Source organism: Amycolatopsis sp. cg13 (assembly GCF_041346965.1).
In the GTDB taxonomy this organism is placed as follows: Bacteria; Actinomycetota; Actinomycetes; order Mycobacteriales; family Pseudonocardiaceae; genus Amycolatopsis.
The window spans coordinates 8,539,650-8,560,378 of sequence record NZ_CP166848.1; the positions used below are offsets into that span (position 1 = coordinate 8,539,650).

The following is a 20,729-nucleotide window of genomic DNA, read 5'->3' on the forward strand; positions in this document are numbered from 1 at the left end:
CGTGTTTAACTAGGTTCACGTACAACGTACTTGAAGGGGGGATCATGCGCACCAGTTTCCGTTCCGGCCGTGACCAGTGCGCGGCCTGGCTCACGCTCCCGGACGGGCCGGGCCCGCATCCGGCGGTCGTGCTCGTGCACGGTGGCGGCGCGACGCACGAGATGATGCTCGGCCAGTACGAAACCTGGTTCTCCGCAGCGGGTTTCGCCGTGCTGGCGTTCGATTTCCGGCACCTCGGCGAGTCCGGCGGGCAGCCCCGGCAGCTGGTCAGCCAGCGCCGGTACGCCGAGGACGTCGACGCGGCGCTGGCATTCGCCCGCGCGCGGCCGGAGATCGACGCCAGCCGGATCGCGTTGTGGGGCACGTCGTTCGGCTCCAGTCACGTGCTCGCCGCTGCGGCACGGCATCCGTGGCTGGCCGCGGCGGTCGTGCAGTGTCCGGTGTTCAGCGGCCGGGCCGTCGTCGCGCGGGCCGGGCTGCGGCACCTCGCGCGGTTCACCGGGCCGATCGTCTCCGACCTGCTGCGGTCCGTCTTGCGTCTGCCGCGCCGGTACGTTCCGCTGGTCGGCCGCCCCGGCGAGCTGGCGTTCGTGAATCAGCCCGGTGCGCTGGAAGGCTGGGAATCGGTCACGCCAACCGGCTGCCGGTTCGACAACCGGATCACCGCCGCGTCCGGGTTGGGCATGGTGTTCTACCACGCCGCCGCGCAGGCCTCGCGCGTCCGATGTCCGTTGCTGATCTGCGCTTGCGACCACGAGAACCTCATCGACCCGTCGATCGCCGCTCGCGTGGCCGACGACGCGCCGCGCGCGGTGCTGAAGCATTACGACGCGGATCACTTCACGGTTTACCATCCGCCTGTGGTCGACAAGGTCGTCGCGGATCAGCTCGACTTCCTCGCCGTCCACCTGACCAGTGAGGACGAGCGATGACGCGTATTCACGACCTGCTCCGCACCGCCTCCGCGGACGCCGTCGGCTGGACCGCCGGTTCGCGTGACCTCCGGTTTTCCGAGATGGACGCGTGGTCGGACCGGATCGCCGCCGACTTCCTGCGGCGGGGCGTGCGGCGCGGCGACCGGATCGCGGTCAACGGGCGCACGACGCCGGAATGGCTGGCGGTGTACTTCGCCGCCGCGAAAATCGGCGCGGTGGTGGTGGGGTTGAGCCCGCGCTACCGGGAAACCGAATTCGCGCACATCCTCAGCGATTCCGGCGCGCGGCTCGTGGTGACCGAACCGTCGGCGGGCGACGTCGATTTCCTTGCCCTGCTGGAAAAACTTGGCCTGCCCGGTGTTTCCTTCGTGACGTTCGCCGAACTGGGTTCAGCGGAGCCCGATGAAACGCTGGCTGCTGCTTCGGCGGCGGTCGAAGACGACGACCCGGTGATGATCATCTACACCTCCGGCACCACCGGCCGCCCCAAAGGCGCGACGCTGACCCATCGCGGCCAGCTGGCGTCCGCCGCCGCGGAAGCCGACCACCTCCAGCTGAGCCCCGCCGATGTGCTGCCGGTGGCCGTTCCGCTGAATCACGTCAGCGGCATCACCTGCTGCATCCTGTCCGCTTTGGTCGCGGGCAGCCGGACGGTGCTGCTGCCGTCCTTCGACGCCGGTGCCGCCGCCGATCTGTTCCGGACCGCCGGGCTGACGATGTGGGTCGGCGTGCCGACAATGCACACGCTGCTGCTGAATCACGAACGTTTCGCCGGCGTCGACACGTCCGCGATCCGCGTAGTGGTCACCGGCGGGGCGAACGCGGAACCGGCTCTGCTGCAACGCCTTACGGCTGCGTTCCCGAAGGCGACCGTGATGAATCTGTACGGGCTGAGCGAGGTTTCCGGCGCGGTCGTGATGACGCCGTGGGGTGCCAGCACGGAAGCGACCGAACGGTCGATCGGGGTTCCTTTCCCGGGCGTGGAAGCAAAAATCGCCTCTCCGACGGGAGAAGCGCTGCCCGTTGGCGAAACCGGCGAGCTACTGTTCCGGACCCCGTCGATCATGGCTGGCTACCACAATCTGCCGACGGAAACCTCGGCGGCGGTCGACGCGGACGGCTGGCTGCACACCGGCGATATGGCCCGCGCGGACGAGGAGGGTTATCTGACGTTGCACGGCCGCGCCAAGGACATGTTCGTCCAGGGCGGCTTCAATATTTATCCGATCGAGGTGGAGAACGTCCTCGCCGAGCATCCCGGAGTGCTGATGGCGGCCGGGGTCGGCGTTCCCGATCCGGTGCTGGGCGAGATCGGCCGGTATTACGTTGTGCCAGCACAGGATTCGGCGGTCACCGAGGCGGAACTGAAGGAGTTCTGCGCGGGGAAGGTGGCCGACTACAAGGTCCCGCGCCAGATCGTGCTCCGGCCCAGCCTGCCGCTGACGCCGTCCGGAAAGGTGCAGAAGGCGGCCCTGCGTGCGGAAAGCTAGGCGTTGGCCGTGACTGCTTCTTGAATCACTCGGGCGGCGTCGGTGAATGCGCCGGGGTTGGGTCCGGCGTAGTTGAGCCGGATGAAACGTCCGGTGGGTTCGGCGGGGAACCATTCGTCGCCGGGACCGACAATGACACCGGCGGTTTCGCAGTCGCGGACGACGCGGGTCAGGTCGACCGTTGCGGGGAGCCGGGCCCAGAGGTTGAGCCCGCCCTGGGGCACGGATTCCACGTGTACCGCGGGTGCGTGGTCGCGGAGTCCGGTGAGCAGCAGGTCCCGGCAGGTTTTGAGCTGGTGCCGGACCCGGCGCAGGTGGGTGCGCCACGCGGGCTGGGTCACGACGTCGAGCGCGACGGTCTGCAGCACTGTGCTGACGTACATCGACTCCGCCAGCGTATCGACGAGAATCCGGTCGCGCGCCGGGCCGCGGGCGATCAGGGCGGCGACTCGGATCGCGGGGGAGACGCTCTTGGTGAGCGAGCGGAGGTAGACCACGTGGCCGTCGTCGTCACGGCCCGCGAGCAGTTGTGGTTCCGCGGTGATGCCGAAATCGTGCGCGGAATCGTCCTCGATCAGGAACGCTCCGTGCTGCCGAACAGTGTCGAGGACGCGGCCGGCCAAATCAGGAGACCACAGCGCGCCGGTCGGGCTGGCGAAACTGGGTTGCGCGTAGAAGGCCCGCGCGCCGGTTTGCTCGAACGTCCTGGCCAGTTCGTCGGGATCCGGTCCGTGAGGGCCGCTCGGCACCGGCACGACCGCGACTCCCGCTTTCTTCGCCGCGAGGATCGCTCCCCAGTACGTCGGCGATTCCAGCAGCAGCGGCTGTCCCGGCCCGACCAGCGCGCGGAACGCGGTGACCAGGCCGCTCTGGCTGCCCGGCGTGATCACGACGTCCCGAGGCGTCACCGGGGCGATCCCGGCCAGCGTCACCGCGCGGAGTTCCGCGGCGAACCAGGCCTGCAGTTCGGGAACTCCCGCGGTCGGCGGCCGTCCCACCAGCGCGGCCGTGCGGGCGGCCCGGGAGAACGCACTCCGGACGAGACGTTCCGGCAGCAGTTCGGGGTCGGGGTAGCCGGAATGAAGCGCTACTGAGTTAGTGGAGGCCGGTTGCAGTGACGCGGGCTGTTTGAGCAGCCCGTGCCCCGGGCTTCCGAGTGCCGCCGTCTGCCAGCTGTAGTCGCCGGACCCGGTGGTCGGCGCGGCGCGGACGAACGTGCCGACGCCCGGCAGACTCTCCACCAGCCCTTGGGAAGACAGGCTGCGCAGTGCTTTCTGGACAGTCACCGGACTGGCCGAATACCGCGCGACCAGCTCCCGCGACGAGGGCAGCTTCGCTCCGGCCGGTGCGGTGCTGATCCAGTCGCGCAGTGTCGAAGCGATCCGGGAGCTGCTATCGTCGGACATGAAACTGAAGGATAGCGCTACTCTACCGGCGGCACCGGCGCTACCCCGGGCCGGTCTCTGGTGGGGCCTGCTCGGTGTCGTGGCCTTCTCGTTCACGATGCCGTTCACCCGGCTCGCCGTGGAAAACGGCGGACTCTCGGCGATGTTCATCGGCTCCGCCCGCGCAGTGGTCGCCGCGGTGCTCGCGACCGTCGCGCTGGCGGTCACCAAACAACGCCTCCCGCGCGGCACCCAATGGTTTCGTCTCGCCGTCGTCGCGGGCGGAGTGGTGATCGGCTTCCCGCTGCTGACCTCCTACGCCCTCACCACCGCCTCCGCCAGCCACGGCGCCGTCGTCATCGCGCTACTCCCCGCCGCGACCGCCGTAGTAGCGGTCCTCCGCACGCGCGAACGTCCGCCCGCGACTTTCTGGGCCCTGGCCGCGGTCGGTGCCGTCGCCGCGATCGGCTTCGCCGTCCTGCAAGGCGGTGGACTCAGCGGAGTGCAGTGGTCGGACGCGCTCTTCTTCGGTGCCGTACTGGCCGCCGCCGTCGGCTACGCGGAAGGCGGTTTGCTCGCGCGGGAATTGGGCGCGTGGCAAACCGTTTCGTGGGCTCTCGTGGTCGCGTCGCCGTTGATGGTCGGGTTGACCGTCGTGTCGATGGCGAGCCACCCTCCACATGCGACAGTCGGCGAGTGGGCCGCCTTCGCGTATTTGGCGGTGGTGAGCATGTATCTGGGCTTCTTCGCGTGGTACCGGGGACTGGGGCTGGGGCCGATGACTCAGGTCAGCCAGGTGCAGTTGGTGCAGCCAGTGCTGAATCTGTTGTGGGCAGCGGTATTCCTGGGCGAAGAGCTGACCTGGCAGACCATCCTGGGCGGGATAGCGGTGGTGGCGTGCGCGGGAAGCGCGGTGCGGGTCCGGACTGCTCGGCCTCCGGTGCAGGTTCGGGAGACGGTGGCCGACCGCGCGAGATAGCGACGTTGGGTGCTGATTTCTCGCGGGTTGCCGTGAACAATGGCAGGATTCGAGGCGACGACGTTGACGAGGGGGTCCTGTGGTCGCACACCCTGCGACGGAGGCGCTTGCGAGCTTCTGGGCTAAGCGAGCGTTGCTGGGGCGGCTGGTACCGCCAACCGTGCCGAAGCCAGGCAGCCGGATCCTCAGCGGACCGCCGGATCGGGAATTGGTGAACCTTGTCGTGGAGGAACTCGTCCGCGCGGGTCTGGACCGGTCCGCTATTCGCACGGGCGAGGTCATGTCACTGCCCGGTGCCTACAACCCGGCTCCCCGGGAATGGGACCTGCTCGTGGTCGAGGACGGGATTCCTGTTGCCGCCGTGGGGTTCCGGGCAGACGACGGCGAGTCGGTCGGCAAGAACTTCAACTACCGGGTCAAAGAAGTTCTCGGCGATGCCGTGAACCTCGGCCGTCCGTATGAACCAGAGGCGTTGACAGCGTTCAAGCCCTGTTTGGCACTGTTGTTCGTGACGGAGGATTGCGCGAGCATGACAGCTGGTGTTCGGGTTGCGAACGCGAGCTTCGGCAACGAGTTCGGCTTTCCCGAGTGTGCTTCCTACGAGGACATGTACGGGATCGTCTTCGAACGGCTGATCCAGGACGGCAGGTACGACGCGATCTGTTACTTGGCGTCCACGGCGTCGGACGAGCCCAAGGTGCGCGAGCCGCGCGAGGAGATGAGTTTCGGCCGGTTCGCGCGTTCCATCGCCGACCGGGTCGCCGAAATCAGGAAGCTGCGGCACGCCAGCGCATTCGACGCTGTCGAGTTCGGGCGGAAGCTGGCTCAGCGCGACGATCTCGGCAAGGTTGTTCATGGCATCACTTCCACGCCGCAAGGTCTCACCGCCGCGGAAGCGGCCGTGATCGGGCATCGGCGGCGGCTTGTGGCGCGACTGCGCGAACTCGCGCTGATCGACGATGCCACCGAGACGGCTATGCAGAACGCGATAGGGACGAATTACTGGATCTTCGGCGGTCAGTACGTCGGCATCGCGGCCAGACGTACCCTCATGCCATTGGACCAGCACGACATTCCCTTGCTCTGTGCGGACAGAAGCTTGCACATCGTGGAACTCAAGGGGCCGGCAAGCAGAATTGTGCGCAAGCACCGGAACCACCTCATCGTGGCCGACGAGGTCCATGAAGCGGTCAGCCAGTGCATGAACTATCTTCGTTCGTTCGACGACCTGGGGCCGGCCCTCCAGACCGTTCATAGCAACGAATGCGGCTTCGACTACGACTACCGCCGTGTCAAGGGGTCTGTGGTCATCGGCCACCAGGACCGAGCACTCTCTGCCGATGTCACGAGGGAGCAGGTGGATCAGACGATCCGCTCCTACAACGCACACCTCAGCCGCGTTCAGGTCGTCACTTATGACGACTTGCTGGACAGCGCGGACAGGGCGCTGAATTTCGAGATCAGCTAGTTCCGAGCAGTCCGGCTTCGAAAATCGCGCTCGAGATGATCCTGAAGCCGCGCATGGCGAAACTGATACACCGCCCCAGCCTGCCGCAACACCCCGCGCCGGTACGCGTCGTCGAGAAACTCCGTCACCGCCCACGGCAGCCGACCGGTCAGCGGCAGCCAGATCCGCGCCAGCAGCACCCACTGTCCCCAAGCCGTGAACGCCAGCACATAAGAAAGCCCGCCACCCAGACCGCCTACAGCTCCGATCAGCAGGCCCGCCGACAGCGGCCAGCGAAGCGGACCCAGCGGGCCTTGGAGAAGTTCAACCAGCAGCCACCCTCCGAAAGCGATGGCTAGGGCGACTGTCGGCACCAGAATCAGCAACTGCCGCACCGCAGTCGTGCGGTTTGTGGCCAGCAGGCCGAGCGGAGTGGCGGCCGAGCCGACGTCCAGCGGGATTTCCAGCGCGGCCATCAGCCCGAACACGAGACCGGCGGCCAGCCCGAAGATGAGTCCGTAAACGAGCGTGGGGACCAGCATTTTCTCGACCAGGGACTTGCCGTCCGGCGGGAAACCGAAGAGCAGGCCGTGCAAAGCGGTGTTGACTGGGCCGTATCCGAGTCCGATCACGAAGCCGCCCAGCAGGGCGGTGCCGAGCCGGGCGGCGTAGGTGCGGAGGAATTGCCGTCCGGTTCGATGTCGTCCCCGCAACCGGATCTGGACGCGCGACGGCTCGATCGTCTTCCCGCCGCACACGATCATCAGGCCGTAGACCAGTCCGAAGGCCAGGCCGACCATCGGCCCGATCAGGAGTCCGTCCATCAGGCCCGCGCGGAAGGTGAACGCGCTGCCGCGGCCGATCAGGTCGAGCGGGACGAAGACCAGCCAGTTCAGCACGGCGATCGCCAGCGTCGAAGCCGCGACGACGGCGAGGATCCGCGACGACCGGCGCAGCGAAGTGCCCAGTTGCCACCAGGCGAGATCGTGGTCGTCGAGCTGGCCCACGTGCTGGGCGAGATAGCCCAGCCACCGCTGGGCGCGTCCGGGGTCCCAGCTCCGGAGCGGGCGCGCCAGATGCGGGGGCCGGTGCCGGTACACGGTGGGCACGAAGCTGGCTAGCAGGTGGTCTTCGACGGCGTCGGAGGTCGGAAACCGGGTGGTGTCCAGCAAAATCGCCGGGTCGCGGCCGGGGACGTCGCTGTAGACGGTCCGCGCGAGACCCACCATCAGCGGCGTTCGCAGGGCCGTCGCCAGGTGCCCGTCGGGACGGCCGCGCATCTCGGCGAGCACCGGGCCCCACCGGTTTCCGTCGCGGGAGGTGGTGCGGGGCAGGTAATTCGCGACGTCGGCCGGGGTCAGGTCGAGCAGTTCCACGCCCGCGGCCGAAGTCGGCACGTCGGTCGCGGCGACCGCCGTCGCGTATTCGCCGGGGCGCGTGGTCAGAAGGAACGGCAGCGAGGTGGCGCTGAGCGCGGCCAGCGCGGCGGCGTGCAGTCCGCCGGAGATCTCGTCGAACCCGTCCAGAACCGGCAGGATGCACCCGGTTTCGACCAGTTCGGCGGCCAGCGAAGCGGTGAGGCCGGGATAGTCGGGATAGTCCTGCGGCAGCCGTTCGATCAGCCAGTCCCGCAGCGTGCTGGCCGTCGGGTCCCACGTGCTGATGGCGAAGATGGTCGGCACCGGCTCGCCGGCGGCGCGCGTCCGGAGGCAGCTCAGCACGAACCGCAGCGTCAGGATCGTCTTCCCGGAACCGGCCCGGCCCAGCACCACCAGCCGCCCGGACGGGATCCGCCGGTAGACCTCCGCGATGTCGTCCAGTTCGCCGTCCAGCTTCAGCGGTTCCGTCGCACCGCCGGGAGGGACGTTGCGGATGTTGTCCCAGCGATCGGTCAGCCGTTCGGCCGCCAGCTCCCATCGGACCGGCAGCGGAAAGGGATCGTGGACCCTGCGTTGCTCTTCTTCGCGTTGCCAGCGAGAAGCGACCACCTGCGCGAATTGGTCCGCGGCTTCGGAAAGCGCGCTCCGGATGCGCGGCGGCTCGGCTTCCTCAGGCGCGGGGGAGACGCCGAACTCGGCCAGCAGCGCGCGCCGCTCGGCCGTCGTGCTTCCCAGCGCATCGGCCAGCAGCTTCACGGTGCCCATCCGCGGATCGATGGGTTTGCCGTTCTCCAGCCGCCGGATAGTGCTGACGCTGACCTCGGAGCGCTCCGCCAATTGCTCTTGCGTCAACCCGGCCTGACGCCGCATCTCCCGCAGCAGAACGCCGGCCCGGCTCGTCACCGCGGAGACCCCTCACTGTGCGCCCGCTTTCCCGGAAATGACCTTACCGCGCGGGCCGGTCATCTTTGACCGGCTTGTGCTCTGGCGCCACGACCTGCGCGAACGCGACCATGATCGGCACCGGATCCCCCAGCCCGGTCACCTCGCCGCAAGAGAGAAGGAAAGCGGGTATGGCCGCCGACTACCGGTACTGGTGCGGCGAATGCGGCTATCGGACGCCTTGGCTCACGAGGGCCGACAGCGCCGAGCAGCGGACGCGGCACTACGCCGAATGCCATCCCGGCGTTCCGCCAAGGGGGCAGGCGGAGCGCCGCCGGTCGGCCAGCGGCGGGGTCGGGTGCCTGGTGCTGGTGGGCGTGCTGCTGCTGATCGTCGTGGCGGTGGCCGTCTGCCGGTACCAGTTCAGATAGCTCCGGAAACCCTTCGAGCGAAGGAGAGATTTTGTGCGCACACTGAGACGGACGGCTTCGGTGCTGGCGAGCGTCGTCGTCGCCGTGGCGCTGGCCGCACCGGCGTCCGCGTCCGACGCCCACGCCGACACCCAGGCTGTCCTCAACGGCTACCAGTCCCACGCCGGACCGGGCGCGGCCGTTTATGCGGGCAACGCGTCCGGGTCGTGGCATCTGTCCGCCGGCAGCGCGACGATCACCGGACCCGCGCGCCCGCTGCGGCCGGACGAGCGCTTCCGCATCGCCAGCCAGACCAAGACCTTCACCGCGTCGGTCGTCCTGCAACTCGTCGACGAGGGCAAGGTAATGCTCGACGCGCCGATCGAGCATTACCTGCCCGGCCTCGTCGACGGCAACGGCTACGACGGCAACCGGATCACCGTCCGCCAGCTGCTCCAGCACACCGCCGGAATCCCCGCGCCGGATGTGGTGGCCTGGGCCCAGAAAGCGGCCGGGTTCGTCAAACCGGACGGCAGCATCGGTCTTCGCGACCTGGTCCAGGTCGGGCTGCGCAACTTCCCGCCCGCGTCCGCGCCGGGCACGAGCGTGCTGTACTCCAACCTCGGCTACCTGATCAACGGCCTGCTGATCGAGCAGGTCACCGGGATGTCCGTCGGCGACGCGATCACCACGCGGATCATCGACCGGCTCGGCCTGGCGCAGACCAGTTTCCCGCACGCGGGCGACCGGTCCCTGCCCGCGCCGTACCTCGCCGGGTACCGCGGGGTCCGGGCGGGCCCGTTCTTCTTCTGGACCGAGACGACCTCGGCGCCGGTCATCTCCGAACCGTCGATCGAAAGCTCGGCCGGCGCGGTCGTCTCGACGCTGTCGGACCTGTCGGTGTTCTATCGCGCGCTGCTCGACGGCAAGGTCGTCTCCCCGGCCGCGCTGGCCGAGATGCGCCGGACGATCCAGGTCCCGGTGCACGACCCGAACTACGTCGGCCTGGGCCTCGGCCTGCAGGCGATCACGCTGTCCTGCGGCGGGGAAGCCTGGTTCCACAACGGCGTCGCGGCGTCCGGCTACACCTCGCTGACCGCGGTGACCGACGACGGCCGGTACGCCTCGATGATGACCAACGCGTGGGAGCTGACGAGCATCCGGCCCTCGCCGGTCGACGTGATCGACTCCGCTCTCTGCGGCAGCAGGCAGTGAACCCTACGAATCAAGGAGCGTGTGTGCGCACCCGAAGTTTCCTCGCCGCGATCGCGGTGGTCGTCCTGGCGGTCACCGGCGCGGCCAGCGCCTCGGCCGAGACGGCGAAACGGGTCTTCAACTCGATGCAGATCCTGTTCGACCCGAACGCGCCCGACCATTTCTGCACGATCGGAGCGGTCGGCACCGACAAGTACGACCGGAAGATCGCCGTCTCGGCGGGGCACTGCCTGCAGGATCCGCCCGGACAGAAGTACTCCGACCGGGACATCCCGGAGAACATCCAGCCGGTCTACGACCGCGGCGACACCGGGTTCGGCCCGATCGGCTACGTGCGGTACTTCAAGAGCCGGGAAGGCTCGATGACCGGCCACCCGGCCAAGGACTACCTGATCATCGAGCTGGTGCCGTCGGTGACGCTCTCCTCGCAGGGGCCGTACCTGAAGCAGACCGGCGAAATGGAAGCCCCCGACGGGCAGCCCAGCCCCAACGCGCTGAACCCGCCGCTGCCCGGCGAACGCCTCCTCGGCGCCGCGCTGAACAACAACAACGAACTCGTGGTGTCCGGTCAGCTCGGCGTCTGGTACGGCCGGATCACCAACAACGCCAACGGCGTCTACCAGTCCTGGGCCAAGCACAAGGCCGGCGACTCCGGCGGCCCGGCGATCTGGCACGTGCCCGGCACCGAATATCCCGGACAGGGCAACAACTTCCAGGCGGCCGGTCCGTGGGCGGGCATCACCAAGGCCGTCATTCTGGGCGTCCCGCAATACGCCTACACCAGCTCGGCGAACATCCTCGCCGACCTGCGCGCCCGCGACGCCGCGCACCCCGGCACCTACGGCGCCGGTTTCCACGTGACCCAGAACCCGTGACCCCCGCTACCGAGAAAGCGACCATGAGACCGTTGTTTACGCGTACGCGAGCCCTGGTGTCCGCTGTCGCGGCAGTGCTGGCCTTCAGCAGCCCCGCCCACGCCGACACTCCCGCTGTGCCCACCCTGACCGACGGCTACGGCCTCACCCAAGTCGGGACCCCGCAAGGCACCGCGACCAACTTCGTCCTCACTGTGACGACTCCGGCGGTCGCGGGACAGCACCACATCCGCGTCATCGTCCCGAGCAGCTATTACACCGACGCCGCCAAGCGCTACCCGGTGTTCTACTTCCTGCACGGCGTCGGCGACGATCCGAGCAACCCGCATCTGGCGTACCCCGCGATGCTGGCGAGCCAGAAGATGATCACCGTGATTCCGGACGGCGGGCTCCGCGGCTGGTACACCGACTGGGTCCGCCAGGACACCGCGGCCGGGGCGCAGAACTGGGAAACCTTCCACCTCAACCAGGTGATCCCGTTCATCGACGCCAACTTCCGCACCATCGCCGCGAAGCCGGGCCGGGCGATCGGCGGATTGTCCATGGGCGGCTTCGGCGCGCTGCACTACGCCGAGGACCGGCCTGAGTTGTTCAGCCAGGCCGTTTCGCTGTCCGGCGCGATCGACTTCAACCTCTACTGGGTCCGGACGGCGATCCGCGGCACGCTGTCCAACGTCGGTTTCGCCATGTCGGGCACGTCCGGCTCCGGCGAGACCGCCGGCGGCAGCGGATTCGGGCCGGCGGTGCCGACCGACTCCGCCTTCGGACCGCTCAACGAGGCGGGCGACATGTCCGCGGCGCTGGCCCACGGCCCGGTCGTCAATGCCGGGAAACTGGCCACAGTCGGCGTTTCGCTCTACACCGGCTCCGGCAACGGGAACCCGATCAACGTCCTCCTCGACGAACCGGCGTTCGCCGAATCGGTCACCGAGGCCGCCCAGCAGAACCTGAAGGCGGCGCTCGACAAGGCCGGACATCCTTACTACGCCGTGGATTACGGCAACGGCAAGACCTGGGGACCGAACTGCCAGGGCAAGCACACGGCCGGGTGCTGGGGCCAGGACCTCGTCGACTACCTGCCCCGCCTGGAGCAAGCTTTCGCCGCTGCTGGGGTCGCCTAAAGTACGTGAGGGGAACCCTCAGGGAATCTAATTCCCTCAGGGTTCCCCTCACGTACCTCGGTCGGGAGCGGGGCTAGAGGCTCAACCGGGCGGCGTCGTCCGGACTGACTGAGATCGCCAGCTCCGCCGGTCGCAGTTCGACTGTTTCCGGTGCGCCGTCGAGGAGTTCGAGCAGCCGGGACAGGTACTTGGTCAGTACTCCGGTGTTGTGCGCTTCGAGAGCGGCGCGCGAGGGGTACTTCTCGACCACCGTCACCCGCAACGGGTCCTGTTCAACATAGAAGGCATACCGCAGAGTCTCAGGCTCATCGCGCAGCACTTCGGGAACCAGTTCGGAAAACAGGGCGAGCATTTCGCCACTGCGGCCCGGCTTCGCCTTGAGGCGGGCGATAACAACGATTTCAGACAACGGAAGCTCCTGGTTTCTTATGCGCCGAGCACTGGAAGACGCAGTGCGGATGGATAATTTTCGTTGTGGTGCAAGGTGTGCTGCGCGACTACCGCCTCGTCGAGAGTGCCGAACTCCGGCACCGTGCGAGTGTGCAGATTGCGGCTGAATCGCGGAAAGCTGAACCCGGCGATCTGCACCCGGATACGATGCCCGCGGGCGAATCGATGCGCGACGTCGTGCAAGGTAACTATCACGCGGCTGGGTTCTTCCGCGGCAAGCCAATCGGTGTCGCCGCCGTTGCGATATCGGGCCCGCTGCGCACCCTCGGCGACATTGAGCGCGAAACCATCAGGCTCGACGTCCACCAAAGTGACGCAGATGTCGGCGTCCGGCGCGGTGCTGGTGACGTACGCGATCATCTCGGCTTGCCCGGCGATCGTCACGTCCTCGGTCAGCGGGGCGCTCGTGTAGCGGAGCACGTCCTCGCGCCCGTCGACCGCGCGCTGATCCTGGATGCCGCCCGGAGCCGCGGCGGGGTCGCCCTCGAACGCGATTACTCCGCCGTGCGTGGGAAACGGGTCTCGCGGATCGGCCGTGAAGGTGTCTGAGCCGTGGCTCCCTTCGGTCGTCAGCAGGCCGTCTGAGGAAAGCGCCCATTCTTCGACCGTCGATGCGGGCGGCCAGGCAGGTGCGTTCGCCCACGTATTCGATCCGCCGACGAAATAGCTGACCCTCCCGGACAGATATGGCTCAGCCGCGGGGAAATCCGAACCGTCGCCGCCGCGCAGATGCCGGTCGAAGAACGAGGCGAGCACCGGACTCCACGTCGGCACCCCGGCCGCCGCGTTCGGCAACACCCGCGCGCCGACGTCGCCGAACGCGCTGTAGGTGCCCGCGTGAGTCCACGGACCGGCGATCAGGCTGGCTTTTTCGTTGCCCGCCAACCGGGTCGCGAGCCGGAACTGCGTAGGGCTTGTGAAGTCCCGGTATCCGCTGATCTGCAGAAACGGAATGTCCACCCGCTCGGGCTCGGTGAGCAGCGTGGGCCGGTCCCAGAACGGATCGTGCGGCGACCGCAGCCAGTCCGCCCACGACGGCGCGACCCGGCCGTCGTCCAGCGGAGCGAGGCTGGTCAACGGCAACTGGCTCACCGCCGCCCGACGGTCAGCGAAAGCCTTCTCCAGTTGTTTGCGCACCTGGTCCCGCTCGGCCGGGCTCAGCGAGGTGTGGTCCAGACCTTCCGCGGCCATCCCCAGGGCGTACAAGGTCAGAAACCCCAGCTCGAACAGTCCGCCCGGGCGCGCGGTGTGCCGCATGTCGGCGGTCCCGATCATCCCGACCGCCGCCTTGAGCCGCGGATTCCGGGCGGCGACGGCCTGCAGCACGGTCATGCCCAGATAGGACGAGCCGTAAATCCCGACGTTGCCGTCGCTCCAGGGCTGCTCGGCGGCCCAGTCGATCGTGTCGGAGGAGTCGTTGTACTCCTGCGTGATGAAGTCGAACTCCCCGCCGGACCCGAATCGCCCGCGGCTGTCCTGCACCAGCACCGCGAAGCCCTGCCGGGCCAGCCATACCGGATCGGCGACGAGCCCCGACACGCGGAAAACGCCCGTGCGGTCGTAAGGCGTCCGGTGCAGCAGCACGGGCCAGCGACCGTCCGCGGCCGGGCGGTACAGGTCGCCGACCAGGGTGACGCCGTCCCGGGTCGTCATCTGGACGCCAGCGTCGATGCGCGGTGGATACACGGTTACTCCCGTCAGGAGAGGAGCTGGCTCGGTGCGGCCGACCGTAACACTAACCGTTGCAAAACACTAACCGTTGTTGTTAAGTTGGCGGCATGAAAGCAGTGCGCTTCGCCGAATACGGCGGCCCCGACGTCCTTGACCTGGCAGAAGTGCCCGAACCCCACGCCGGCCCCGGCCAGATCCGGGTCGCCGTGCGAGCGGCAGGCGTGAACCCGCACGATTGGCGCACGCGAGAAGGCCAGTTCCAGCGGATCCGCCCGATCGACCTGCCCTCCGGCGTCGGCCAAGACGCCTCCGGCGTCGTCGACGAGATCGGCGAGGGCGTCACCGGCATCGCGGTCGGGGACCTGGTGCTGGGCCGGGGCTCGAACACCTACGCCGAGTTCGCCGCCCTGTCGTCCTGGGCGCGCCTGCCCTCGGGCCTGACCTTCGCCGAAGCCGCCGGATACCCGTCGGTGGTCGAAACCGCGCTCCGCGTCCTCCGCCTGGTCGATGTCCAAACTGGACAGACGCTGCTGGTGAGCGGCGCCGCGGGCGGAGTCGGCTCAGCGGTGCTGCAGATCGCCCGCGAGCGCGGAATCAAGGTGATCGGCACGGCCAGTCCCGCGAACCAGGACTACGTACGGAGCCTGGGCGCCATCGCGACCACCTACGGCGAGGGCTGGGTCGACCGGGTCCGTCAGCTCGGCCAGATCGACGCCGCTCTGGATCTCAACGGCACCGGGGTGATCCGCGGTCTCTTGGACCTGACCGGGGATCCTTCGCGAGTGATCACCATCGCCGACCTGGAGGCCCCGATGCTGGGGATTCGCTTCGCGGGCGTCGGCGGGAACATGATGGACGCGCTGGCTGAGACGGTAAGCCTTATCTCGCAAGGAAAACTCCACATCCCGGTCGAGAAGTCCTATCCGCTGGCCGAGGCTTCGGCAGCGCACGCGGACAGCCAGGCGGGGCATACTCGCGGACGCCGGGTATTGCTGGTCTGACGGAATCGGTCCCTCTTCGCTGGTTCCCAGCGCTGGCTACGGGGCCCGGATGTCCGGGGCCCGCAGCCAGGATGTGCCGCCCAGGATGCCGTCGGTTTGCTTGGTGACATTTTCCGTCCCGCCGCTACTCGTGGACCCACACAGTGCTGAACGACGCGCCGCGCGGCCCGAGGGCCAAGGCGTTCTGCTTGGTGACGCCGCTCGTCGGGCTCACCTGGTTGACGTGCCCGAGGTCCCAATGAGGATTGTCCAGGGATCCGACGTGCCCGCCGGTGTCGGTCACGGACACCTGGTCGTATCTGACGGCCCCGTAGTTCGGCAGGAAAAACACGCCGTCGCCGGCGCTTCCGCCGAGCGGCGTCTCGGTGATCACCTCGGCGTTGACCCGCGGGCAGCCGCCCATGTCCGGATAGCAGGGCTGGACCTGAATCAGCGTCTGCCCGGTCGTCTGGTCCTTGACGACGATGCGGAACTTCTTGGCCGCGGCTTCGTAGGTGACGCTGGCGTCGATCAGGTCTCCCGGTTTGACCGGGTTCGCGAGCTGGATGTCGTTGTGCGGGAACATCTCCCACCAGAGCGCGTACTGCGGGACGCCGTTGACGCAGCGTGCCGAAGAGCCGCCTTGCTCGACGACGTCGTTCCACCAGCCGTCCATGCCGACCCAGGAGACGACCCAGGCGTCTTTGTTCGCCGGACAGGTGACCTTGGGCTGGATCCACCGCGCGTGCACGGACCGGAAATCGGTCGTGTGGGCCGCGTTGGTGGTGAAGTAGCCCGACCAGTTCCGCGAGGTGAAGTTGGTGACCGTGGTAGTTCCGTGCGGCCGGACTGAAGGCCCGGCTTGTGTTTGGTCCTGGGCCGCGGCCGCGTTGGCGGACAACGGTTTCGCGGGCAGCTGTGTCACCGGTAGCGGAAGCAACGCCCCAGCGGCGAGCACGGTGATCGTTCTCGCCAGGTTTCTCAGCGGTCGTTTTGTCGGCACGAGATTCCTCCTGGTCGGCGGATTTCGTTGGTGCACTGGGGATATGCCGCGGACTGCGGGGAAATCCGGACGGAAAGCCATGAATCCCGCCTCCGCGGCCAGCGCCCGTTCCGGGATGCAGCGGTGATTCAGCCGCGGAACGGCGGCTCAGTCGATCCGGTAGCGGTAGAAGTAATACCAACCGGCCTGCCCGCCGCCGCTCGGGCTGCGCGGGTCGCTGGTGTGGTATCCGCAGGGATAGGTCAGGAGATCCGGCGGGTCGTTCCGGTTCGCGCTCGAGGCGTCGCAGTTCGCCTTGGCGCTGAACACTCCCGCCCACGCGCCCCGATAGGTCGCGGCGCCCGCGATGCCGCCGGTGAATACGAACAGGGCGGTCGCTGTCGCCGCCAGCGTCATCGAACGGTTTTGCGGACTTGTCATTGATCCGTCCCTTTTCGAGAACCTTGATCGTCATTTCGAAAACGATCTCGGCTCAGCGGGAATGCGCGGTTCGCTGCGAGGGCCGCTTAGTGTGGCACGCTCGCCCGGGTCGGGCCAGCGGGCAAAGGTCCCTGACTGTGCGCCGTTCGGATGCGAGCGATGAGCGGCTTCCGGCGTTGCCCGCTCATCGTCGGCGGCCTTGCGGAGGCCTCGATCCTGCGCATCCGATTCGCGGATCTGGACGGCATTGCGAAGGAAGCGTCGGCCGAGCGGCAGACCTTGTCTCGCGGGGAAATGTCCGTATCCCGGTCGAGAAGTCGTACCTGTTGGCCGAGCTTCGGCGGCGCACACTCGCCGCCAGGCCAGACATCCCCGCGGGCGGCGGGTTCGCGGGGATGTCTGGCCTGCCGCCGCCAGTTCACGGCGCGAGCAGTGCCTCGGCGTACGCGGCGAGTTCCGCGGTTACGTCGGGCCAGGCGGGGACGTAAACGATCTCGGTCACCCCGGCCGCCGCCGCTTGGTCCGCCTTGTCTCGCAGTTGCGCCGGGGTGCCGGTCCAGCCCGGGGTGAGCAGCGCCGGGCCCGCGCCGGCGGCCAGGCCGCGGTCCCGGGCGGTCAACGTGGTCAGATGCCCCTGATGGACGTCGAGGTGCCGTTCCGGCTCCGGTCGGGCGGCCTCGATCTCGGCGCGCCAGCGCTGCCCGCCGGGCAGTTCGTCGACCGCGGCCGGATCGTTTTCCCAGACGGCGTGGACGATGCTGGCCCAGCCGGGCCCGGCGGCCTCGACGACGCGCGGCGCGGCGTGGTCCTCGCCCGGCCGCAGCACGGTGCCGAAGCGCAGCAGGGCGCATTCGGGCCAAGGCCGGCCGGGCAAGCCGGTCGTCAGCACGCCGGGGACATCGAGGCCGGCGGCGGCCTCGGCGGTTCGCGGCCCCGAGGCGGCCAGCCAGACCGGGACGTCCACCGGCCGGGCGGGCCCGAAGCCCGGCAACTGCCGCAGCTGACAAGGCTTTCCGTCGATCTCCACGACGTCGCCGGCGAGCAGCGACCGCACCTGCCGCACCTCGCGGACGAGGCCGGCGACCCGGACCGGCCGTTGCCCGAGGGCGCGGCGGGCGGTGTGGCCGGTCCCGAACGCCAGGGTCAGCCGCCCTGGCGCTGTTTCGGCCACCGCGGCGGCCGCGGCGGCGGTCACCATCGGATGGCGCAGGCCGGCGACGGCGACCCCGCTGCCCAGCCCGATCCGTTCGGTCGCCGCGGCGACCTGTGCCAGCGCGATCCACAGATCTCCGTGCAGTGCGGGCGAATCGAAGACCCACACCCGGTGATAGCCGAGCCGCTCGGCCTGGCGGGCCTGCTCGGCGATCGCGGCCGACGGCGGCAGCGCACACGACAAGCGCACGCTCAACCCCGCCGGTCCGCGGGCTGCCACAGCGCGAGCGTCGCGCCGCCGGGTTCGTCGACGACGGTCACCGAACCCGGCGGCAAATCGGTGCGCGGCTTGACGATCCGCCCTCCCAGCGCGACCGCGCGCCGGGCCGCGGCGTCCACATCGGACACCTGGACGTAGGGAATCCACTGCGGGCGCCGTGCATCGCCGTCGGACAGCGGAGTGAACCCGCCCCAGGCGCCGTTGTCGTCGCCGAACATCGGCCCGGCGGGGGTGTCGTCGACCGCCCAGCCGAACAGTTCGGTGTAGAAGCGGCGCGAGGCCGCCAAGTCGGCGGTCCGGACGTCGTGGAACACGAATTTGTGGGACATGTGTCCTGACTTTAGGCCACGTGTCCCAAAGTGGCAACGGAGAAGGTAGATTCACCGGGGTGACACCGAACAGGCCCGTGATCGAAGCCAACCGGCGCGGCAAGCGCGAGCAGATCGTCGACGCCGCCAGACAAGTCCTGGCCCGTGACGGGCTCGCGGCCTGCACTGCGCGCGCGGTCGCCGACGCGAGCCCGCTGACCAAGAGCGCCGTGCACTACTACTTCGACGAGATCCACGACGTCGTGGACCTCGCGATGCGAGAACACGTGACGGCGATGACGGCCGAGTTGCGCCGGACCGCCGACCGCGAGTCCGATCCAGCCGAGAAACTGCGCGCGGTCGTGCGGGCTTACCTGGCCACCTTCGCCGACCGGCCGCACGCCGCGTTCTTGTGGTTCGAATACTGGATCGACACCGGCCGTCGGCAGGCGTCCGAGGCCGTGGCCGCGACGCTGGACGACATGGGCGCGCTGTTCGGGGAACTGACCGCGCGACTGCCGGTCGACGATCCCGAGGACGCGCCCCACGCGCTGCTGTCCTGGTTGCTGGGAACCGTTGTGCAACAACAGATCCGGCCGCGTCCGGTGGCGCGGCTCCTGCGGGAGCTGGACTCCGTGCTCGGGACGGGCTCCGGATGAAGGCGAGGCGGCGGACCGGGCCGGTGGCGTCCGCTCGGGGCGGATCGCCGGAAGGGCTCGTCGCGCACCGCTGACGCGGCACGGTGCCCGGGATTCTTCTGTCGTGGCCGAGGCGGCAGGTGAAACGACGTTTCGGAGGCGAACGGCCTTGCCGGTTAGCCTGGACGGCCCGCGTCGCTCGACGCTGTCGCACGGGAGTTCGGCGCGGGATACTGCGATTCCAGCGGAGTCATCGGCCCCCTCTTCGGGAAGTGGTGCGTGATGAACGAATCTGGCTTTCGCGCGGCGATCGCGAGCACAGCCGCCGTGCTGATCATCGGCTCTCCGGTACCGGCGCAGGCCGCTCCGGAGGCCGCCGGTCATCTCCGGCAGGCCGCCGCGAGCGACTGGCCGACCTATCACCGCGACAACGCGCGTACCGGCGACGCCGCCGATCTCGCGCCGCTGGGCACGCTCGGAACGGCCTGGCAGTCCACTTTGGACGGCGCGGTGTACGGGCAGCCGCTGGTGGTCGGCGGGCAAATCCTGGCCGCCACGGAAAACAACACCGTGTACGCGCTCGACCCGGCCACGGGCGCGACGCGCTGGTCGGCCCATATCGGCGAACCGGCGCGCCGGTCGGAACTGCCGTGCGGGAACATCGATCCGCTCGGCATCACCAGCACCATGGTGTACGACCAGGCGACGTCGCGGGTCTACGCGCTGGCCGAACTCACCGGCGGGCAGCACGTGCTGGTCGGGGTGAACACGGGAACCGGTGCGGTGGAGGTGCGCACGCCACTGGAGCCGCCGAAAGGCGACGCGGTGGCCCACCAGCAGCGAGCGGCGCTGACCCTGTTCGACGGCCGGGTCTATGTGCCTTACGGCGGACTGGCTGGCGACTGCGCCAACTACATCGGCTCAGTGGCATCGGTGACCACCGCCGGTACCGACCCGATCAGCTACGCCGTGCCGACCACCAGGGAAGCCGGGATCTGGGCCCCGGGTGGCGGCGTCGTCGACGGGCAACGGCTCCTTTATTCGGTGGGCAACGGCGAATCCACCATGGCCTACGACGACAGCGATTCCGTGCTGGCCCTGTCGCCCTCCCTGCAGCGGGTGGACCTGTTCGCCCCGGACACCTGGGCCGACGACAACGCACAGGACCTGGATCTCGGTTCGTCCAGTCCGACCCTGCTCGGCGACCACGTGATCGCGGTCGGCAAACGGGGCACCGGGTACGTGCTGAACCACGACAAGCTCGGCGGCATCGGCGGGCAACTGGCCCAGGCCGATATCTGCCAGTCCTTCGGCGGGAGCGCGACCAGCGGAGACACCGCCTACCTGCCTTGCACCGACGGTCCGGCAGCAGTGCGCGTCGACGCGGCCGGCACTCCCACCGTGGTCTGGCGCGCCGCAGTCTCCGCGAACGGCTCCCCGACGGTAGGCGGCGGCGCGGTGTGGGTGGTGGACTGGAACACCGGAGACCTGTACGCACTGTCCCCGGCCGACGGCACGGTGCGGAGTCAGATCAACCTGGGCACTGTCCCGCACTTCGCCTCTCCCACCCTGTCCGGTGACCACGCGTACGTGGGCACCATGACCGGCGTGGTGGCTGTCTCCGGAGCCTGACCCCCGTGGGATCGGGGAGGCGGCGGTAATTTCGCCAAGTTGCGGTGCCCGGATAAACCGCGACAGTTCGGCGAAAA

Annotated in this window: 19 protein-coding genes; 11 read left to right on the forward strand and 8 right to left on the reverse strand. The window is 68.7% G+C overall.

Annotated elements, in window-relative coordinates:
* Positions 1–44: 44 nt before the first annotated feature.
* Both AB5I40_RS40000 and AB5I40_RS40005 read left to right on the forward strand, forming a co-directional pair.
* Positions 45–932, forward strand: coding sequence for an alpha/beta hydrolase (locus AB5I40_RS40000; protein WP_370935338.1), 888 nt, complete (start codon positions 45–47; stop codon positions 930–932).
* Positions 929–2,425 (forward strand): class I adenylate-forming enzyme family protein, encoded by a 1,497-nt coding sequence (locus AB5I40_RS40005; protein WP_370935339.1) that lies wholly within the window; start codon positions 929–931, stop codon positions 2,423–2,425. The genes AB5I40_RS40000 and AB5I40_RS40005 overlap by 4 nt, the downstream gene beginning before the upstream one ends.
* On the opposite strand, the gene AB5I40_RS40010 is transcribed toward AB5I40_RS40005, so the two are convergent.
* Positions 2,422–3,831, reverse strand: a complete 1,410-nt coding sequence (locus tag AB5I40_RS40010; RefSeq protein ID WP_370935340.1) for a PLP-dependent aminotransferase family protein — start codon at positions 3,829–3,831, stop codon at positions 2,422–2,424. The genes AB5I40_RS40005 and AB5I40_RS40010 overlap by 4 nt on opposite strands.
* On the opposite strand from AB5I40_RS40010, the gene AB5I40_RS40015 reads away from it, so the two are divergent.
* Entirely contained in the window at positions 3,830–4,789 is a 960-nt protein-coding gene (locus AB5I40_RS40015; RefSeq protein WP_370935341.1) for a DMT family transporter, read from the forward strand. The two genes, AB5I40_RS40010 and AB5I40_RS40015, sit on opposite strands and share 2 nt — an antisense overlap.
* A gap of 79 nt (positions 4,790–4,868) precedes the next feature.
* The gene (locus AB5I40_RS40020; protein WP_370935342.1) at positions 4,869–6,257 is read left to right on the forward strand and encodes a Shedu anti-phage system protein SduA domain-containing protein; all 1,389 of its coding nucleotides are present in this window, start codon (positions 4,869–4,871) and stop codon (positions 6,255–6,257) included.
* Here AB5I40_RS40020 and AB5I40_RS40025 read toward each other — a convergent pair.
* A complete protein-coding gene (locus AB5I40_RS40025) occupies positions 6,254–8,518 on the reverse strand; it encodes a helix-turn-helix domain-containing protein (RefSeq protein ID WP_370935343.1) in 2,265 nt (754 codons plus the stop codon). The genes AB5I40_RS40020 and AB5I40_RS40025 overlap by 4 nt on opposite strands.
* Positions 8,519–8,688: 170 nt before the next feature.
* On the opposite strand from AB5I40_RS40025, the gene AB5I40_RS40030 reads away from it, so the two are divergent.
* Genes AB5I40_RS40030 through AB5I40_RS40045 form a run of 4 tightly spaced genes read left to right on the forward strand, consistent with a single transcriptional unit; the run spans position 8,689 to position 12,118 of the window.
* Positions 8,689–8,928, forward strand: coding sequence for a hypothetical protein (locus tag AB5I40_RS40030; protein ID WP_370935344.1), 240 nt, complete (start codon positions 8,689–8,691; stop codon positions 8,926–8,928).
* A 33-nt stretch (positions 8,929–8,961) separates the two neighbouring features.
* Positions 8,962–10,122, forward strand: coding sequence for a serine hydrolase domain-containing protein (locus tag AB5I40_RS40035; protein ID WP_370935345.1), 1,161 nt, complete (start codon positions 8,962–8,964; stop codon positions 10,120–10,122).
* A gap of 23 nt (positions 10,123–10,145) precedes the next feature.
* A complete protein-coding gene (locus AB5I40_RS40040; protein WP_370935346.1) occupies positions 10,146–10,997 on the forward strand; it encodes a hypothetical protein in 852 nt (283 codons plus the stop codon).
* Positions 10,998–11,020: 23 nt separating this feature from the next.
* Complete coding sequence (locus tag AB5I40_RS40045) at positions 11,021–12,118, forward strand: alpha/beta hydrolase (protein WP_370935347.1); 1,098 nt, start codon at positions 11,021–11,023, stop codon at positions 12,116–12,118.
* A 73-nt stretch (positions 12,119–12,191) separates the two neighbouring features.
* Here AB5I40_RS40045 and AB5I40_RS40050 read toward each other — a convergent pair whose 3' ends face one another.
* The gene (locus AB5I40_RS40050; protein ID WP_370935348.1) at positions 12,192–12,527 is read right to left on the reverse strand and encodes a putative quinol monooxygenase; all 336 of its coding nucleotides are present in this window, start codon (positions 12,525–12,527) and stop codon (positions 12,192–12,194) included.
* 17 nt (positions 12,528–12,544) lie between these two features.
* Positions 12,545–14,254 (reverse strand): CocE/NonD family hydrolase, encoded by a 1,710-nt coding sequence (locus AB5I40_RS40055; protein ID WP_370935349.1) that lies wholly within the window; start codon positions 14,252–14,254, stop codon positions 12,545–12,547.
* A 92-nt stretch (positions 14,255–14,346) separates the two neighbouring features.
* Between AB5I40_RS40055 and AB5I40_RS40060 the strand changes: the two genes are divergently transcribed.
* Entirely contained in the window at positions 14,347–15,240 is an 894-nt protein-coding gene (locus tag AB5I40_RS40060; protein WP_370935350.1) for an NADP-dependent oxidoreductase, read from the forward strand.
* Between the two features lie 124 nt (positions 15,241–15,364).
* Here AB5I40_RS40060 and AB5I40_RS40065 read toward each other — a convergent pair whose 3' ends face one another.
* From AB5I40_RS40065 to AB5I40_RS40080, 4 genes are all read right to left on the reverse strand, one after another.
* Positions 15,365–16,222 (reverse strand): G1 family glutamic endopeptidase, encoded by an 858-nt coding sequence (locus AB5I40_RS40065; protein WP_370935351.1) that lies wholly within the window; start codon positions 16,220–16,222, stop codon positions 15,365–15,367.
* A 147-nt stretch (positions 16,223–16,369) separates the two neighbouring features.
* Positions 16,370–16,642, reverse strand: a complete 273-nt coding sequence (locus AB5I40_RS40070; RefSeq protein ID WP_370935352.1) for a hypothetical protein — start codon at positions 16,640–16,642, stop codon at positions 16,370–16,372.
* A gap of 418 nt (positions 16,643–17,060) precedes the next feature.
* Complete coding sequence (locus AB5I40_RS40075) at positions 17,061–18,074, reverse strand: LLM class flavin-dependent oxidoreductase (RefSeq protein WP_370935353.1); 1,014 nt, start codon at positions 18,072–18,074, stop codon at positions 17,061–17,063.
* Positions 18,047–18,403: a VOC family protein gene (locus AB5I40_RS40080; RefSeq protein ID WP_370935354.1), complete on the reverse strand. Its 357-nt coding sequence runs from the start codon at positions 18,401–18,403 to the stop codon at positions 18,047–18,049. The genes AB5I40_RS40075 and AB5I40_RS40080 overlap by 28 nt, the downstream gene beginning before the upstream one ends.
* 59 nt (positions 18,404–18,462) lie before the next feature.
* Here AB5I40_RS40080 and AB5I40_RS40085 point away from each other — a divergent pair, with 59 nt between their 5' ends.
* A complete protein-coding gene (locus AB5I40_RS40085) occupies positions 18,463–19,041 on the forward strand; it encodes a TetR/AcrR family transcriptional regulator (protein ID WP_370935355.1) in 579 nt (192 codons plus the stop codon).
* Positions 19,042–19,302: 261 nt separating this feature from the next.
* Positions 19,303–20,652, forward strand: a complete 1,350-nt coding sequence (locus tag AB5I40_RS40090) for a PQQ-binding-like beta-propeller repeat protein (RefSeq protein WP_370935356.1) — start codon at positions 19,303–19,305, stop codon at positions 20,650–20,652.
* The last annotated feature ends 77 nt before the right edge of the window (positions 20,653–20,729 follow it).

Excerpts from the sequence above, each read along its gene's own strand:
- AB5I40_RS40080 (WP_370935354.1), bottom strand. The coding sequence starts at position 18,403 with ATGTCCCACAAATTCGTGTTCCACGACGTCCGGACCGCCGACTTGGCG.
- AB5I40_RS40060 (WP_370935350.1), top strand. The coding sequence starts at position 14,347 with ATGAAAGCAGTGCGCTTCGCCGAATACGGCGGCCCCGACGTCCTTGAC.
- AB5I40_RS40010 (WP_370935340.1), bottom strand. The coding sequence starts at position 3,831 with ATGTCCGACGATAGCAGCTCCCGGATCGCTTCGACACTGCGCGACTGG.
- AB5I40_RS40000 (WP_370935338.1), top strand. The coding sequence starts at position 45 with ATGCGCACCAGTTTCCGTTCCGGCCGTGACCAGTGCGCGGCCTGGCTC.
- AB5I40_RS40030 (WP_370935344.1), top strand. The coding sequence starts at position 8,689 with ATGGCCGCCGACTACCGGTACTGGTGCGGCGAATGCGGCTATCGGACG.
- AB5I40_RS40005 (WP_370935339.1), top strand. The coding sequence starts at position 929 with ATGACGCGTATTCACGACCTGCTCCGCACCGCCTCCGCGGACGCCGTC.
- AB5I40_RS40015 (WP_370935341.1), top strand. The coding sequence starts at position 3,830 with ATGAAACTGAAGGATAGCGCTACTCTACCGGCGGCACCGGCGCTACCC.
- AB5I40_RS40070 (WP_370935352.1), bottom strand. The coding sequence starts at position 16,642 with ATGACAAGTCCGCAAAACCGTTCGATGACGCTGGCGGCGACAGCGACC.
- AB5I40_RS40090 (WP_370935356.1), top strand. The coding sequence starts at position 19,303 with ATGAACGAATCTGGCTTTCGCGCGGCGATCGCGAGCACAGCCGCCGTG.
- AB5I40_RS40045 (WP_370935347.1), top strand. The coding sequence starts at position 11,021 with ATGAGACCGTTGTTTACGCGTACGCGAGCCCTGGTGTCCGCTGTCGCG.